Source organism: Lacinutrix sp. (assembly GCF_029238095.1).
GTDB lineage: Bacteria > Bacteroidota > Bacteroidia > Flavobacteriales > Flavobacteriaceae > Lacinutrix.
Map to the genome: position 1 here is coordinate 140124 of NZ_JAQWGS010000025.1, position 17235 is coordinate 157358.

The 17235-nt window shown below is 31.0% G+C and carries 15 protein-coding genes, 1 tRNA gene and 1 pseudogene; 8 read left to right on the forward strand and 9 right to left on the reverse strand.

The genetic code is table 11. The features are described from left to right. The first annotated feature begins 59 nt into the window (after window positions 1–59). The gene (gene ccsA, locus P8H50_RS07895; protein ID WP_300207510.1) at window positions 60–3368 is read left to right on the forward strand and encodes a cytochrome c biogenesis protein CcsA; all 3309 of its coding nucleotides are present in this window, start codon (window positions 60–62) and stop codon (window positions 3366–3368) included. A 357-nt stretch (window positions 3369–3725) separates the two neighbouring features. Next, the gene (mscL, locus tag P8H50_RS07900; protein WP_300207513.1) at window positions 3726–4181 is read left to right on the forward strand and encodes a large conductance mechanosensitive channel protein MscL; all 456 of its coding nucleotides are present in this window, start codon (window positions 3726–3728) and stop codon (window positions 4179–4181) included. A gap of 48 nt (window positions 4182–4229) precedes the next feature. On the opposite strand, the gene P8H50_RS07905 is transcribed toward mscL, so the two are convergent. Beyond that, window positions 4230–4601, reverse strand: a complete 372-nt coding sequence (locus P8H50_RS07905; protein ID WP_300207515.1) for a hypothetical protein — start codon at window positions 4599–4601, stop codon at window positions 4230–4232. 138 nt (window positions 4602–4739) lie between these two features. Between P8H50_RS07905 and P8H50_RS07910 the strand changes: the two genes are divergently transcribed. The 4 genes from P8H50_RS07910 to P8H50_RS07925 all read left to right on the forward strand — a co-directional run bounded on the left by P8H50_RS07910 (window position 4740) and on the right by P8H50_RS07925 (window position 7688). After that, on the forward strand, window positions 4740–5888 hold the full coding sequence (locus P8H50_RS07910) for a PLP-dependent aspartate aminotransferase family protein (protein WP_300207517.1): 1149 nt from the start codon (window positions 4740–4742) through the stop codon (window positions 5886–5888). Between the two features lie 4 nt (window positions 5889–5892). Further along, window positions 5893–6789 (forward strand): 23S rRNA (adenine(1618)-N(6))-methyltransferase RlmF, encoded by an 897-nt coding sequence (rlmF, locus tag P8H50_RS07915; RefSeq protein WP_300207519.1) that lies wholly within the window; start codon window positions 5893–5895, stop codon window positions 6787–6789. Between the two features lie 9 nt (window positions 6790–6798). After that, a complete protein-coding gene (gene bshB1 / locus P8H50_RS07920; protein ID WP_300207521.1) occupies window positions 6799–7515 on the forward strand; it encodes a bacillithiol biosynthesis deacetylase BshB1 in 717 nt (238 codons plus the stop codon). 97 nt (window positions 7516–7612) lie between these two features. Continuing rightward, window positions 7613–7688 (forward strand) — tRNA-His (locus P8H50_RS07925). A gap of 60 nt (window positions 7689–7748) precedes the next feature. On the opposite strand, the gene P8H50_RS07930 is transcribed toward P8H50_RS07925, so the two are convergent. From P8H50_RS07930 to P8H50_RS07955, 6 genes are all read right to left on the reverse strand, one after another. Further along, window positions 7749–9305 (reverse strand): M28 family peptidase, encoded by a 1557-nt coding sequence (locus P8H50_RS07930; RefSeq protein ID WP_300207524.1) that lies wholly within the window; start codon window positions 9303–9305, stop codon window positions 7749–7751. 92 nt (window positions 9306–9397) lie between these two features. Further along, the gene (locus P8H50_RS07935; protein WP_300207527.1) at window positions 9398–10426 is read right to left on the reverse strand and encodes a M28 family metallopeptidase; all 1029 of its coding nucleotides are present in this window, start codon (window positions 10424–10426) and stop codon (window positions 9398–9400) included. A gap of 97 nt (window positions 10427–10523) precedes the next feature. After that, window positions 10524–10853 carry an FUSC family protein gene (locus tag P8H50_RS07940; RefSeq protein WP_300207529.1) on the reverse strand — a complete coding sequence of 110 codons (330 nt, stop codon included), beginning with the start codon at window positions 10851–10853 and terminating at the stop codon, window positions 10524–10526. Window positions 10854–10860: 7 nt separating this feature from the next. Next, entirely contained in the window at window positions 10861–11643 is a 783-nt protein-coding gene (locus tag P8H50_RS07945) for a DUF3108 domain-containing protein (RefSeq protein ID WP_300207531.1), read from the reverse strand. An 89-nt stretch (window positions 11644–11732) separates the two neighbouring features. Next, on the reverse strand, window positions 11733–13067 hold the full coding sequence (locus P8H50_RS07950) for an exonuclease domain-containing protein (RefSeq protein WP_300207533.1): 1335 nt from the start codon (window positions 13065–13067) through the stop codon (window positions 11733–11735). A gap of 28 nt (window positions 13068–13095) precedes the next feature. Then, entirely contained in the window at window positions 13096–13521 is a 426-nt protein-coding gene (locus P8H50_RS07955) for a DUF2452 domain-containing protein (protein WP_300207536.1), read from the reverse strand. Window positions 13522–13690: 169 nt separating this feature from the next. On the opposite strand from P8H50_RS07955, the pseudogene P8H50_RS07960 reads away from it, so the two are divergent. Beyond that, window positions 13691–14386 (forward strand): annotated as a pseudogene (locus P8H50_RS07960) (radical SAM protein); the annotation flags it as partial. Window positions 14387–14737: 351 nt separating this feature from the next. Here P8H50_RS07960 and P8H50_RS07965 read toward each other — a convergent pair. Then, entirely contained in the window at window positions 14738–14926 is a 189-nt protein-coding gene (locus P8H50_RS07965; protein ID WP_035325018.1) for a hypothetical protein, read from the reverse strand. 209 nt (window positions 14927–15135) lie between these two features. On the opposite strand from P8H50_RS07965, the gene P8H50_RS07970 reads away from it, so the two are divergent. Beyond that, complete coding sequence (locus P8H50_RS07970) at window positions 15136–15885, forward strand: hypothetical protein (RefSeq protein ID WP_079738449.1); 750 nt, start codon at window positions 15136–15138, stop codon at window positions 15883–15885. An 865-nt stretch (window positions 15886–16750) separates the two neighbouring features. On the opposite strand, the gene P8H50_RS07975 is transcribed toward P8H50_RS07970, so the two are convergent. Next, entirely contained in the window at window positions 16751–17191 is a 441-nt protein-coding gene (locus tag P8H50_RS07975) for a heavy-metal-associated domain-containing protein (RefSeq protein WP_300207540.1), read from the reverse strand. Window positions 17192–17235: the final 44 nt, after the last annotated feature.

The window sequence follows — 17235 nt, forward strand, 5'->3', positions numbered from 1 at the left end:
ATTAAATAAAACAAACAAAAAGAACTATCTTTGCATGAGTTAAATATAGCCTTGTTATGATGCAAAATAAACTCGCAAAAATCCTCTTTTCTACACGTTTAACAGCTGTTTTATTTATTGTTTACGCTGGTGCCATGATTGCTGGTACATTTATGGATGCAGGACAAGAAACATCTCCAACTCCTTATTCTCGTGCTTTAATATATAATGCTTGGTGGTTTGAAGCTATCATGGTATTTTTTGTTATAAACTTTGTAGGAAACATCTTTAGATTTCGATTATACAAAAAAGAAAAATGGGCAACTTTAACGCTGCATTTGGCATTTATTTTTATATTATTGGGTGCATTTGTTACACGCTATATTGGTTATGAAGGCATGATGCCTATTCAGGAAGGTGAAACCGAAAACACCTTTTTATCTCAAAAAACATATGTTTCAGTTATTATAAATGGCGATTATAAAATAGATGGTGTACCGCAACAACTAAGAAAAGAAATAGAGGTTGATTTTTCTGAAAGGCTAAACAATTCATTCTCTTTTAATACCACTTACGACACTATTCCAATTGCTGTATCTCTAGAAAAATTTGTTGCTAATGCAGAAAAAGATATTATACCAGATGATACAGGTGATGTTTATTTAAAGATTGTTGAAGCTGGAAATGGAGCACCACATAACCACTTTCTAAAATCAGGTCAAGACCAGTTAATTCATAACATTATTTTCACGCTTAATAATCCTAAAAAAGGAGCAGTAAATATTGTTGAAAGTGAAAACGGATTAACTATAGATTCTCCATTTGAAGGTGAATATCTTCAAATGGCAACCATGACAGAAGGGAAGTTAGTTAAAGATAGCATACAACCATTAATGTTACGTTCTAGATACGTTATTGGTAACATGCAAATGGTTTTTCCAAAGCCAGTTGTAAAAGGACATTTTGATATTGTAAAAAAATCTAAATTATTAAAGAGCGATGAAGACGGTTTAGTTCTAAATGTAAAAGCAAATGGTGAAACAAAACAAGTGCAACTTCTTGGTGGAATGGGAACAACTAATAGTTGGCAACCATTAAAAGTAGGAGGTTTAAATTTAGATTTTAGATTTGGAGCTAAACTTTTACAGTTGCCGTTTAGTATTAAACTAAACGATTTTGTTGCAGAAAAATATCCTGGAACAGAAAATAGTTACTCTGCATTTTCAAGTGCCATAACAGTATTAGATAAAGAAGAAGGAGATTTTGATTATAAAATTTTTATGAATAACGTTTTAGACCATAGAGGATACCGTTTCTTTCAAGCAGGTTTCGATAATAACGAAACACTTACAAAACTCTCTGTAAACCATGATCGTTGGGGAACTTGGTTAACTTACTTTGGATACATTTTACTTTATTTTGGATTAATGGCAATCCTCTTCAATAAAAACACACGCTTTGCAGATTTAAAACGCGCACTCGATAAAGTAAAAGACAAAAAGGCTGAAATTATTTCTGTATTCTTAATTTGCTTTACATTATCAGGTTTTGCTCAAGAGCAACATTCTGAAAACGATGGACATAGTCATACCACACAGGCCGAACAAACAGAAGTACAACTTAATACTGAAGCCAACCTGAAAGAATACACTTACGACGAAAATAAGGCTCAGGTAGATTCTATTTTACGTGCTAATATGGTGCCTAAAGCAGAAGCAGATAAGTTTGGACGTTTAGTAATACAAGATGTTGGAGGACGTATGATGCCTGTAAATACTTATGCATCAGAATTTTTAAGAAAACTAAGTAAAAGTGATACTTATGAAGGTTTTACAGCAGATCAAGTATTTCTTTCAGTGCATGAAAGTCCTCAATTTTGGTATAATGTGCCAATTATTTATTTAAAGTCAAAAAAAGGAGATTCTATAAGAAAAATTATAGGTCTTGATAAGTCTGTAAAATATGCAAGTCTAGGTCATTTTTTAACTAACGAAGGAGAATATAAGTTAGCACCTTATCTAGATGAAGCCTATAAAGCTTTAGCGCCAAACGCTTACCAAAAAGAGTTTAGAGAAACAGACCAACGCGTTACATTACTTTATAATACAGTTAGAGGAAACTCTCTAAAAATATTTCCAATTCCAGATGATGACAATAATAAATGGATTTCTTCAAACGAATACAGAAATGAAGGTTATAAAGAGGTAATAAAAGACTCTATGTATCAAAGCTTTGTTAATCAAAGTTTTAACTTGTATCTCTATCGTTTAAATAGTGCAAAACAATCAGGTGATTTTTCTGAGGTAGATAAGATATTAGATGCTTTTAAAAAGAACCAAGTCAAGTTAGGTAGTGATGTGATGCTTAGCGACAAAAAAATAAACACAGAAATTCTTTACAATAAATACGATATTTTTAAGAATCTGCATTATGCATATATGCTATTTGGAGCATTACTATTTGTTTTGCTAATTGTGGAAATTTTTAAAGAAAAAAGCAAAGCTATTAAGATCTTAATAATAGTATTTAAAACCTTAATTCTTTTGTCGTTTGTTGCACATACAATAGGTTTAATTTTACGTTGGTATATTTCTGGACATGCACCATGGAGTGATGGTTACGAGTCTATGATTTATGTGGCTTGGGCAACTATGCTTTTTGGATTAATGTTATCTAGTACCTCTAATAAAAATATACTAACAGTATTAAAAAGTTTAGTGATAACAAAAAACGCCTCAAACTTAACTTTAGCAGCTGGTGCATTTGTAACTTCTATGTTACTAATGGTAGCACATTTAAGTTGGATGGATCCAGCAATAGCAAACTTACCACCTGTTTTAGATAGTTATTGGTTAATGATTCATGTTGCAGTAATTGTAGCCAGTTACGGACCGTTTACTTTATCTATGATTTTAGGAATAACGGTTTTAATACTAATGCTATTAACAAATAAAGAAAATAAAGAAAAAATGCTCTTAAATATTAAAGAGCTAACTATAATAAACGAAATGTCTTTAACAGTAGGTTTAGTAATGCTAACTATTGGAAACTTTCTTGGAGGTATGTGGGCAAACGAAAGTTGGGGACGTTATTGGGGCTGGGACCCAAAAGAAACTTGGGCGCTTATTAGTATTATGATTTATGCGTTTGTAATTCATGCGCGATTAGTTCCTGGTTTAAGAGGTAGATGGACTTTTAATTTTATGTCAATTATTGCAATTGGATTTATAATATTTACTTATTTTGGAGTTAATTTCTATTTGTCAGGATTACATTCGTATCAATCTGGACAAGATTTAAGTTATAAATACATTGCATTTGCATTGTTAATTATAACAGTATTGGGTGTTTTTTCTTACAGAGCTTATGCCAAGTACTATAAAAAATAAACCCTTTAGTTTTGATAATAAATTATTATCTTTAATTTTTAACTTCAACAAAAAAATGAATTATATTAAAAAAATTGGCATACACAATGTATTGGTGTTGCTTCTTTGTCTTGTTATTATAGTAATTGCTGAGTATTTATTCCTTACAGGTCATGAACTTCATGGTATCTTTTTAGGTTTATGGGCTCCAACTATTCTCGGTATAATTATTTTTTTAAAACTTATAGATAATGGATCCAAATAGTTTTATACTATATTTTTCGATTTTCGTTTCGATGTGTGTAGTTGTTTGGGCTATAACAATGATAAGGATTTACAACAAAAGGTTTAAAGAATAAAAGCCTAAATACTACTCAAATGGAATTTTTTAAAGAGTTCAAAGAATTTGCTGTAAAAGGTAATATGATGGATATGGCTATAGGTATAATTATTGGTGCCTCTTTTAATAAGGTTATAGATGTTCTTGTTAAAAAGGTCTTATTACCACCTTTGTCTTTAATGAGCGATGGTATTAATTTACAGAACAGAAAAATGATACTTAGAGAAGGTGTTTTAGACAGTTCTGGTAATATTGTAACTCAAGAAGTTGCTATTGAATATGGAGCGCTAACCGAAGCTTTTATGGACTTTTTAATTATAGGCTTAACAATCTTTCTTGTTGTAAAAGGGATGAATAAACTAAGAAACAAATCTGAGGATACTAAAGATAAAACAGTTAAAACACCCAAAGACATAGAGCTGCTTTCTAATATAACGCAACTAATGGAGGAACAAAATAATCTGTTAAAAGCAAATGCACAGAGTAAAGTTTAAAAAAAACAGCTAGTAAATTAATACGCACTGTTTTTAACTTTAGTCTTTTTATAACTTAATTAATGTTTTGTGTAAATTTAAATCATTAAGCACATCATTTGTAAACTTATAATGTCCTCGTGTTGTTATTATTCTAAACTTATGGTCATTCATTCTACTTAAAACATCTAAAAATCGCCATTTAGATTTTAACAAACGTGGTTTATCACTTTTTAGTCCAATTTCAAAATAGTATTTTTTAGTTCTTCTTGTTGCAGTAATATCTGGAGTTATTTTGACCTCTCCATTTTGCTTAATGTAAGATTTTGGAGGTTCAAATCCTTCAGCATCTGCCTTAATGTTTTCAAAACCTAAGTTTTCTAAATAATTTACCGATTCTTTAATAAACGCTACGTTATCTTTTTTCTCTGTATGTATCATAATATCAACAATATACAAAAAGGCTTAATGTTTTTACGTTAAGACCTTGTTAAACCATTAATTTTAATAAGTTATATATTAATGAAATTGTTTTTCTAACTTTTAAGAATAAAAAATTACAATTAGTATCTTTACAATATGAGTAAGAAAAAATTAGGTTTAAATACCATTTGTGCACACGTTGGTGAAATTAAAGATGAGCAATTTAAAGGTGCAGTCTCTCCAATATATTTATCTAGCTCGTATGAGTTTATAGATGTAGATGTAAAGCGTTACCCACGCTATTTTAATACACCAAATCAAGAATATTTAGCAAAAAAAATTGCTGCATTAGAGCGTAAGGAAACTGCAATGATATTTGGTTCTGGAATGGCAGCAATTAGCCACATGTTTTTAGCGTTTTTAAAATCGGGAGACCATATTGTGGTTCAAAACACTCTCTATGGTGGAACTAGTAATTTTATTCGAGAAGAATTTCCGAAACTTAAAATAGAATTCACTTTTACAGATGGTTATTCTGTTGCAGATTTTAAAGCAGCAATTCAGCCAAACACAAAATTGATACATATAGAAACTCCTTCTAATCCTTTATTAACTATTACAGATATTAAGGCAATTGCAGATTTGGCTAATGAAAAAGCTATTGTTACAAGTATAGATAATACATTTGCAAGTCCAATAAACCAAAATCCAGCAGATTTTGGTATTGATTTAATTATGCATTCTGCCACAAAATATTTTGGAGGACATAGTGATATTTGTGCTGGAGCAGTTGCAGGTTCAAAAGAACATATGGATAGAATTTGGAACGTCTCTAAAAATCTTGGAGGTAGTTTAAGCGATTTTACAGTTTGGATGCTTGAAAGAAGTATGAAAACCATGGGTCTTCGTGTAAAAAAACAAACAAAAAATGCTGGTAAAATAGCAAAATGGCTAGAAAAGAATAAAACCATAAAAAAAGTAAATTATCCAGGTTTAAAAAGCCATCCAGAACACAAATTAGCAAAATCTCAAATGCATGGTTATGGAGCCATGTTATCTTTTGAATTGGCCAACGGAATAGATTCAGAAAAATTCCAAAAAGCTTTAAAATTAATAAAGGCTTCTATGAGTTTGGCTGGAATAGAGAGTACAGTCTTAAGTCCAGCAAAAACATCTCATTCACTTTTAAGTCAAGAAGACAGAGACAAAATAGGAATTAGCGATGGATTAATTAGATTTTCTGTTGGCATAGAATCTATAAAAGATTTAAAAGAAGATATTCAGCAGGCTTTAAATAAACAATAACAATTTGAACAAAAAAAACAAACATCAAGAAGATTACGACTTTAAAGCATTAATTGAAGTTTATACCGAATTAGAGCCTTTTGTTTTTATAAATAAATACGACAAGCAAACTATAGATTTTGCAGATGCTAAAGCTGTTAAAGCACTAAATACAGCATTGTTAAAAGCGTATTATTATATAGATTTTTGGCAGTTTCCAGACACAAATTTATGTCCACCAATTCCAGGACGTGTAGATTATATACATTTAATAGCAGATCTTTTAAATGCTTCTAAAATAAAAAGTGATATTACAGTTTTAGATATTGGTACAGGAGCATCATGTATCTATCCCTTACTTGGTTATGCAGAATATAAATGGCAATTTGTAGCTACAGATAGTAATAAGAAATCTATTGCTTACGCTGAAAAAATAATTATTAAAAACAAGTTGAAGAAAGCGATTCAGCTAAAACATCAATCTAATACTCAAAGTATTTTTATAGGCATCATAAATACAAATGATGCGTTTTCAGTTTCTATGTGTAATCCACCATTTTTTAAAAATGAAGCAGAAGCTTTTGAAGCTACTACAAGAAAATTAAAAGGATTAGGCAAACTTACAGACTCAGTTACTAGAAATTTTGCAGGTCAGGCTCACGAGTTATGTTTTAAAGGAGGAGAAAAAGCATTTTTGCATACGTATCTCTACGAAAGTTCATTATTTAAAACACAATGTTTTTGGTATACTAGTTTAGTATCAAATAAAGACAATATAAAGTCTATGAAACAGTCTTTAACTAAATTAGGAGCAACAACCATTAAAATTATAGAAATGAATCAAGGTAACAAAAAGAGTAGAGTAGTAGCCTGGACTTTTTTAACTACTAAACAGCAACAAGACTGGATTAATAAAAAATAAGTTATTAATATGAAATTAGACATACTAGCCTTTGGAGCACATCCAGATGATATAGAATTAGGAGCAGGAGGTACCATTGCAAAAGCTATTGCAGAAGGTAAAAAAGTAGGCGTAATAGATTTAACACAAGGAGAGCTAGGAACAAGAGGAACAGCAGAAACTAGAAAAGCTGAAGCAGAAAATGCGTCTAAAATTTTGGGTTTATTTGTTAGAGAAAATCTTGGTTTTGCAGATGGTTTTTTTACTAACGACAGAAAGCATCAACTAGAAATTATTAAAATGCTAAGAAAGTATAAGCCAGACATTGTGCTTTGTAACGCAATAGAAGATAGGCACATAGATCATGGTAAAGGAAGTAAACTAGTAAGTGATGCTTGTTTTTTAAGTGGTTTAATTAAAATTGAAACAGCGCTTGGTGGTTATTCTCAAGAACAATGGCGACCAAAACATGTATATCATTACATACAATGGAAAAATTTAGAACCAGATTTTGTAGTTGATATCTCCAATTTTATCGAAATAAAACAAAAAGCAGTAGATGCTTACCAAACCCAGTTTTTTAATAAAGATAGTAAAGAACCAGAAACGCCAATTACAAGCAAAACATTTTTGGAGAGTATTAATTATAGAGCTAGAGATTTAGGACGCTTAGTAGGAGTAGATTACGCCGAAGGTTTTACTGTAGAGCGATATATAGCAGTAGATAGCTTATTCGATCTAAAATAAATTTTAGCTAAATTTTACTCAAAATTTTAATAAAAGTCTTTGTAGTAAAACCAAATTAATTTACATTTGCACACGCATTATAAAAATGTGCACAAATGGTGGTTGTAGCTCAGCTGGTTAGAGCGTCGGTTTGTGGTACCGAAAGTCGCCGGTTCGAACCCGGTCTTCCACCCAAAAGCAAAAAGCCTTCAATTTTATTGAAGGCTTTTTTTGTACTTGTAAGTATTTAAAATTTACTCTGTTGCTTTATCAACAACTATTCTAGCGTCTCTATTAGCTAATTCCCAAGCAGTATAAAATACTAAACGTGTTCTGTTTTCTAATAAATCGTATTCAATTTTATCTGGTGTATCGCCTGGTTGGTGATAATCGTCATGAGTACCATTAAAATAGAAAATTACAGGAACATTGTTTTTTGCAAAGTTGTAGTGATCACTTCTATAATAATAACGATTTGGATCGTTTTCATCGTTAAAAGTGTAATCTAAATCAATATTCATATACTTATTATTAACCATTTCAGAAATGTTATGTAACTCTGTACTTAACTTATCACTTCCAATTAAGTAAAGATAATTTCTGTTTTTCTTTTCGCGTTTAGGATCTAAACGACCAATCATGTCTATATTTAAATTTGCGACTGTATTTGCTAAAGGAAAAATAGGATCGTTATCTGTATAATGTCTAGAACCTAATAAGCCTTTCTCTTCTCCAGTTACATTTAAAAATACTATTGAACGTTTTGGGCCATGACCTTCTTTTTTTGCTTTTGCAAAAGCTTCAGCAATTTCTAAAACAGAAACGGTTCCAGAACCATCATCATCTGCACCATTATAAACTTTTCCGTCTTTAATTCCTTCGTGGTCTAAATGAGCAGAAATTACTATATATTCATCTGGTTTTTCACTTCCTCTAATTATTGCAGCTACATTTTCTGAACTTATTTTCTTAGCGTTACTCTTATATGTAATAGAAACCTCTGTTTTTGCAGACATAGATTTTTCGTTTGTTTCAATATCACTCACCAGAGCTTTTGCTAAATCTGTGTTAATAAACATATACATCATGTCTTCACCACCACCTGCTAAATTCATTCTTCCACTTGCACTACCAAAACGGTTGGCTACCATAGAATAAATATCTGGATGATAAAACAATAGTGCCTTTGCGCCTTTACTTTTTGCAATTTCTTGTTTAGATGAAAACTCCTGACGAAAATTAGACCACTTAGATGCTTCTTCTGTACCAGTTATTACATACATTCCGTCTGCTTTTTTTGGTTCTCCAGAGCGAATAACAACAACTTTTCCTCTAACATCTATACCATCGTAACTTGAGTAGTTAGTATCTTCAATACCAAATCCTGCAAAAACAATTTCTTTAGTATCTAGTGTACCATCTTTTGCTGAGCTTACAGAGGTAAAGTCTTCTATAGTTTTAAAAGTTTTTCCGTTTACACTTAAATTAATATCTGCAGGAGCCATAACTTCTAATGGCACATCTTGAAAATAGTTTCCGTCTGCTTTTGCAGCTGGAACACCATCTTCTATGTAGTGTTCTTTAATAAAGTCTACAGCCATTTTTTGACCTTTTTCGCCTGTTTCACGACCTTCAAAAGCATCTCCAGCATAAACATAAAGTGCTGTTTTTAAATCTTCGGCAGTAATAGTCTCTGCATATTTAGTTGGGTTTGCTGGTTCTTTTACTTTAGTTGTAGCTTCTTGGTTTTTAGAAGAACCACAAGATGCTAATACTAAAGCAATAGCAAGAGTAGAGAGTGTTTTTTTCATTTTGGTGTAATTGATTTAATTAAGTAGTAAAAATACAAGAAAAAAGGAAGTTTACTATTTTTCTTGTACATTTTTTAACAGTTCTAAAATTGTTAGTTCGTTATGAGAAAGTCTTTTTTATTGGCTAATTGCCAGGCTGTAGCAAAAATTAACTTTGTACGTTTAGCTAACAGAGGATAGTTAATTTTATCTTCCGTATCTGTTGGTTTATGATAATCTTTATGTTCTCCATTGAAGTAAAAAATTACAGGTATGTTTTGTTGTGCAAAATTGTAATGGTCACTTCTATAGTAATATCTGTTTTTATCATTTTCAACATTGTACTTATAATCTAGTTCAAGGTTTGTAAATGTTTCATTGGTTTTTTCTGAAATATCATGCAATTCTTTACTAATTCTATCTGCTCCAATTATGTATAAATACTCAGGATTTTCTTCATGCGTTTCATCTACACGACCAACCATATCTATATTTAAATTTGCAATGGTTTTATTAAGTTTAAAAATAGGATTTTCGACATAAAATTTAGAGCCTTGCAAACCTATTTCTTCTGCAGTAAGATGTAAAAATAAGATACTTCTTTTGGGAGAATGGCCATTAAGTTCTGCTATTTTAAAAGCTTCGGCTATTTCTGTAATTGCAATTGAGCCAGAACCATTATCGTCTGCTCCAAAATGAATAGTTTTATCTTCAACTCCTAAGTGGTCTAGATGTCCAGAAATTATTAAAACTTCATCTGGTTTTTCACTTCCTTTTATGTAGGCTAGAACATTTTCTGAAGTTCCAATATCTTTTGGAAGAAAATCAGCAGGAATGGTTTGATAATAAGTTGAATCGTTAATTGCTGGTAAAATACCTTTTGTTTTGTAAAAATCTCTTAGATAATTTGTTGCTGTTTTTTGGCCTTTAGTTCCAGTGCCACGACCTTTAAATTCTTCTGAAGCAAACACACTAAGTCTATCTTTTAGGTCTTTTGGAGTTATAGTTTTACAATACTCTAGAATAAGCTTACTATCTATTATTTGTGTGGTATTTTTAAGCGTGTTCGTTTTGGTGCTTTGTTTTGTCTCTGCACATGAACCAACAATAATTAGAGCAGAGGCTATAAGTAGAGATTTCATTTGTTTACTTTTTGTTCTATTTTTAATTCTTGTAAATGTAAAATGTCGCTTAAAAATAGGAATAATTATGCGACACTTACTTTAATTTAAATAGATTTTATTCTGTAAAATCGATATCCTCTAATTCTTCTATTGCATTTTCTTCAGACTCTTGATCGCGTTGTTCTAATTGTTCTGTATTGCCAACTTCTGTAGTTGCAGTTATAGATTTGTATGTAGCTAAAGCTAAAGCAATGATTGTAAGTAAAAATATAAGTTGAATTGTATGTTTTGGTTTGTTCTCTTTGCGTCCTTTTAAAAAGGCTAATATTCCAAAAAGTAATCCTGCTATTGCTGGAAAAAAAGCAAAATTAGATAGTGGTAAAACAGCTAGAATGACTGCAAAAATGGCACTTATTAAACCCAAAATAATAAATAATTGTCTCATAGTTTTATTAGTTTTTTAAACCTGTTGCACTTTTAATTTTTAATTCTCCATTACCTACTGCTAGTTTAAACTTGGCATAAACAGGAACCTTATTTTCGTCTGCTGTTAACCAAATTAAATTGTCATTACCTTTTAAGGCATCATTATTAATAAGATTTATACGCAGTTTATAACATTCTTTACTACCAATAGCTGTGTTAATAGTTTCTTTGGCAACATAAGTAAACTTACACTTAGTTTCTTTACCATCAAACAAAACAGTAAAAGTATCAATAGCTCCAACTTTAGCTTTTTTTATATCTAAACTTCTTATGTGATAGATTGTAGTAACAATATCTTTAGTACCACTATTAATTTTTATGTTTGCATTTCTATCCCAAAAACCAGACTCAAAGTTTTTACTTTTCTTTCTAATTAAGCTTTTTACTGTATTTGTTCTATGGTTAAAGTTGTATTTAACAAACTTATAATGTCCACCTTCATCAATATCACGCTTGTATAAATAAGGTTTTAATGTATTTGGGTTTACATAGCTTTCGTATAAATCTCTAATTTTAAAAAAATTATCCCATTTACTGTAAGTTGTAGCCTTACATTTTAAACGTAATAATGTTGAACTCGATGTTTTTACTTCGCTAGTTTGCATGGTGACTTGTGCAAAGTCTGTCATTAAACCAGACATATTATAACCAGCTGTAAAAGTGAGTGATTCTCCTGCTTGAAAAGCATTGTTTTGCGCCTTTGAAAACAACGAAAAGCTAAGTGCTAAAAATAGAAATAAATGTTTCATAAATAGATTTTAAATTTCAAATATAGATAATGTAAACACTAATTGTGCCGAAAATATTGTGCTAGGCTTTAATTTAAGATTTTTCAACTTTATTTTAAAAGGATGTTTCTTAAAATACTTTGGATATCTCTATTATCTTTTTGTTTAATTAAAAAATGTTCAAGCTCGTCTTGGTGTGTTATTTGTTCGCTTTTATCTATAAAACCATAGCCTAAATAGGTGCCGTTTTTTATTAATACAAAAGCGTCTTCGTTGTTGTTTCTGCCTTTTTCTTTAATTATTAAGTCTTTACTTTCATTAACAATTTTACAAATGGCATTAGTTACACGTTCATTGTAATTTGTAACGTTTTCGTTTCCTTTACAAACACCTTTACAGTTTTTTATGGTAAAATGCGAGCATTCGCTTACACCTTCTTGTAAGTGACAAAATTTTGGGCATAACGAAAATTGCTCGCAAATACGTTCTAAAAACAAACGTGCTTCACGCAAACTGTAGAGCGTAACTATTGGTTTTGTAACAGCTTTACTGTTGTTAATAGCAATATGTATAATATCGTTTCTGTCTTGATAACTAAATAAGGAAAAACCTTTAGGTGTACGTTTAGCCACTTTATTATATAGTGGAAAGTGGTGTTTAATTGCTGCATCTTCCATGAGCAATGCAATAAGTTCACTACCAGATAATTCGAAATCGATATCTGCTGTTTCACGAACCATATCCAAGCTTTTTTGTGATTTACTATAAAAGTGACTAAGTACTCTTTTTTTTAAGTCTTTAGCTTTACCAACATAAATTATTTCTCCTTTTTTATTTTTAAAGTAATAAATTCCAATGCTATTGGGAATGGCATTAAATATTTCTTTTGGCAGGTTAGGAGGTAAGGTTGCTTCTTTACTATTTTTATTTAAAAAGGCGCTAAAAACTTCTCGCGATTTTTCTTGTGCTTGTAGTTTTTGAAACAGAATAACTGTAGCTTCTGCATCTCCTCGAGCGCGATGTCTTCCGTTTGCATTTATATTTAAATCTTTACATAGTTTGCCCAGACTGTAGCTTTTGTGTCCTGGTAAGAGTTTTCTACTTAAACGAACAGTACATAGTTTTTTTCTATTGAATTCAATATTTAATGATTTGAATTCGTTTCTAATAACGTTATAATCGAAATTAACATTGTGAGCAACAAAAATAGCATCTTCAGTGATGTCTAATATTTGTTGTGCAATATCCTGAAAATCTGGAGCATTAGCAACAGTACCATTATCTATTCCTGTTAAAGCTGTTATGTGGTCTGGAATATAACAATTTGGATTTACAAGCGAAGTAAACTCATCTACAACAGTATCACCATTATATTTAAATACAGAAATTTCGGTAATTCTGTTAGTTCTTCCAGAAGTTTCAACATCTATTATAGTATAAAACAATATGTTTTGGTTTAAGATTGAAATTGAGTTATTTTAATTTATGCTCTGCAGTTTCAACTTTTTTCCACATGTGTTCTGAAGTTAAATAAAAACTACCCATACAATCGAAATTACACTCGTTAGGAGCAATTATAGATAAAAATGCTTCTCCTTTTTTATCTTTATATAAATGATAAACCTCACCAAGAATAGGTTGAAAATTAAACTTAGCATTATAAACAAGATTATTGTATTCTAGTTCATATATCATTTTATCGTATTCTGCTTTAAGCTCTAAATATTTAGCTTTTAATTGCTTATTGGCTTTATGCACGTTTTTGTTTTTCCAAGTAATATTTTCTGTAACCTGTATTGCAGGAGCTCCAACATTTGTAGCATAAGGCTTTAATGCAGCATCGTATTGTTGAGTTTCTGTATTAAAAACAACGTTATCTGGTTTTTTTGCGTCAGACATTTTCTTCTTTTTTTTAGCAATGTAAAGATAGAGGTTTTACGTGTTCTAATAAAACATTTAAGAAATTGTAAACAGTATTTTTTTAGAGCTCAATATTTAATAAGCTGACGTTTGTCATCTTATACTCTTAGAATTGAGTTTAAATTTGCAATAAAATAGTCTTAAAAAGATGAACACTTCTTTAGTAGCAAAATATAATGTAGCAGGACCAAGGTATACAAGCTACCCAACAGTTCCGTATTGGGATAAAAATTCATTCTCTTTAAAAGCTTGGAAAACATCTCTTAAAAAAAGTTTTGACATTAGTAATGATACTGATGGTGTCAGTCTATACATTCATCTTCCGTTTTGCGAAAGTATGTGTACTTTTTGTGGATGCCATAAACGTATTACAAAAAATCATTCTGTAGAAATTCCATATATAGACGCTTTAATTCAAGAGTTTAGACTTTATAAAGCTTTTCTTGGAAAACGCCCTAATATTAAAGAATTGCATATTGGAGGAGGAACACCAACCTTTTTTAAGCCAGAAAATATTAAGTTCTTAATAGATTCAATTAACACAGTAGGAAATATAAGTAAAGACTGCGAATTAAGTTTTGAAGGTCATCCTAATAATACAACAGAAACGCATCTTAAGACTTTTTCTAATCTAAATTTTAAACGCGTTAGTTATGGTGTTCAAGATTACAATCTTAAAGTTCAAAAAGCAATACATAGAATTCAACCATTTGAAAACGTTAAACGTGTTACAGATGCTTCTAGAGCTAATGGTTTTACTTCTGTTGGACACGATATTATTTTTGGATTACCATTTCAAACAGTAGAAGATGTTATAAATACAATAAACAAAACCATAACATTAATGTCCTGAAAAAGAACGCGAGTTGTTGTGGCAAGGCAATATAGAAGTCACTAAATCCATAAGTAATAAAAAAACATAAACGATTTCACCAAAACACTACTCAAAAGCTTAAAGGATAACGATTTACTTTTATAGGTTTTTTCTAAAATAAAATTGTTGCCAATACATAAAAATTAAAAAACCCTATGAACTTTAAGTTTATAGGGTTTATGTAATAATTTATATTATTAAGCGGAGAAAGAGGTAAGTGAACCTCTTTCGTAGTGCCTTTATTTATTACTGTTTCAGTCCTGTACCATTGTTGGGTCACCTAATAGGTCACCTTTATACCTTGTAGTAAAGATAAGGAATTTACTTGATTAATCCTTGTACTTTACTGATTTCAAAGCCCATAAAGTCGCAAAATTCATCGATAGTAACTAACTGATGAGCTTCTTTGTTTAGGCGTTCTTTAATCGCTTTGATTATTGTTCTGCCATAACGCTCACTCTTTCCTGTTACTACCTGCACGTCTTTAGGGTAAATACAGATTCTACTCATTCACTTTTAATTTAAAATTAATACTCTAACTATACTTTATCCATACCGTTGCTATAAAGCACTTATATACAATATACGACTAATATCCCATTGAAAAAACTAACTAAATCGGAAGTTTTGGCAACTTATAAACACTACGGAAGCACCCTAATACATTGACAGTCAATAGCTCGTATATTTGATATTCATCATCAAAAAATGTATTAGTTATGGCAAAATTGAAAGGTATTATTAAGTTAGAAGGAACGTTAGACAATCTAACTTTTTACAAAGCAAAAGAGGGTTATTTAGTAAAAACTAAAGGCGGTGTTTCTAAAGAGCGTATTCAAAATGACCCAGCGTTTGAACGTACTCGTGAAAACGGTTCAGAATTTGGAAGTTCTGCATCATCTGGTAAGTTATTGAGAACATCAGTTAGAAACTTAATGATTAGAGCAAAAGACAATCGAGTTTCAAGTCGTGTTACTCAAAAAATGACACAAATTAAAAACTTTGATACAACCTCTGTAAGAGGACAAAGAAATGTAGCTACAGGATTAGCAACACCAGAAGGTAAAGCCACATTAAAAGGCTTGGATTTCAACAATAGAGCCATTTTAAGTGCTGTTTTATTCGCTCCGTTTACTGTAGATGGTGCGACAGGTGAAATTACTATCCCAAATTTAACACCTACAAATGATATTGCATATCCAAGTGGCGCAACACACGTAAGTTTAAGTTCAGCATTTCTAAAAGTTGACTTTGATACTACAGATAACGCAATCGAATACAGTCCAACTGTAAATATTCCGATTGATTCAACGTCTGCAACGCAAACACTAACTCCAGCAGGTGTGCCAACAGGTACAGGAAACGATATATTCGTTTTATTAGTAGAGTTCTTCCAAGAGATTAACGGTGTTCAGTATCCGCTTAAAAATGGCGCATATAACGTTTTAAATATCGTTGAAGTAGCATAGTTTCATTCTGACCTTTGAAGCTGCAAGAGTCCTATAATTTTTATTGTAGGGCTTTTTCTTTTGCCATAATTTTTTTGAAGAAAAGAAAAAAGACAGCCAATGTTAAAGGTAGCGTGGATGATGCTGTCAAGGTTTTTGGGTAAAAGTTTTTTACTCTAAAATCTTGAAACCTTTTACGATAGCTACTTAAAAAAGTTTTATTCAAAACCCGTAGGGCTTGACCTTTACAGTATTGAGCGTTGGCAGAAGGAAGCTACCTATATTTGCTTTCTTTTTTATTTTTTTATGTACTTCATTTACAAGTTTAGCACAATCTAATCACCTTTTAATTATAGCACTATGCTTCTTGATATTTGTTAACGAAATGAAACAAACAAAGACTTGAGGTAAGGAATACTTGGACTTAACGATGGTTTTGTGCAGATGAATGAGATAACTAATATTCTAACCTACTTTATCTTACTTCTGTTTCATTAGAGTTCCAAATGTGGTTGTGTGTTCCAATGTGAGCGTGGGTTAAGCGGATATTTTACATAATACCAGTTATAGCTACGAAAATATAAGAATACTGCGTTAGCAAACCTTTGAAAGGATTTTTGCTACTATAACTTGTATTATGTAACATAGCTTGGGTGAGTTTAGGGTTTTATGATATAATAATAACAGAATAGCTTATTGCAGTTTGGTTTGATTTTATGAAAACCAAAGCTGTAATATGCTATTACCTTAAAGACAAAAAAACGCTAAACTTGTTAGGTGAGCGGAACAACACAAAAGACAGAGGATTTTGAGGTACGAAAAAACTGGATTTTGGGTTGTGGGGAATAAAAAAGAGCCTTCCGAAAAAGACTCTTTCATTATTGACCTAATGGTCGTGATTTGAATGGTCATCACTTTTTGTTTCACCTGATTGATTCATCATCATTTCGTGGTCGTATTTACAACAACCTGGTAAATTTTTGTAGGCATCTTCACTACCTTCAACTTTATCAGTATCATAACCTGAAGCTGCTATTGCTTTATGAATTGCCATTATGTTTGTTTTTTTACTGTCAAAAGACACATCAATCTTCTTTTTATCGACATCCCAATTGGCACTTGCAACACCTTCAACACCGTTAGCTGCTTTTTCGATAGTGTTTTTACACATTCCGCAATTTCCTCTTACACCAAAAGACAGGTCTGTCATTGCCATATCTTTTGACATTTCAGTAGTTGTGGTTTCTGTTTCTTTTTTGGTTTCGTTTTTACAACTTGTTAAACCTAATGCTGCTATTACAGCTACACTTAAAATTACTTTCTTCATTGTTTAAAATTTAATTGTTATTACTTGATTTATTATTCTATTAC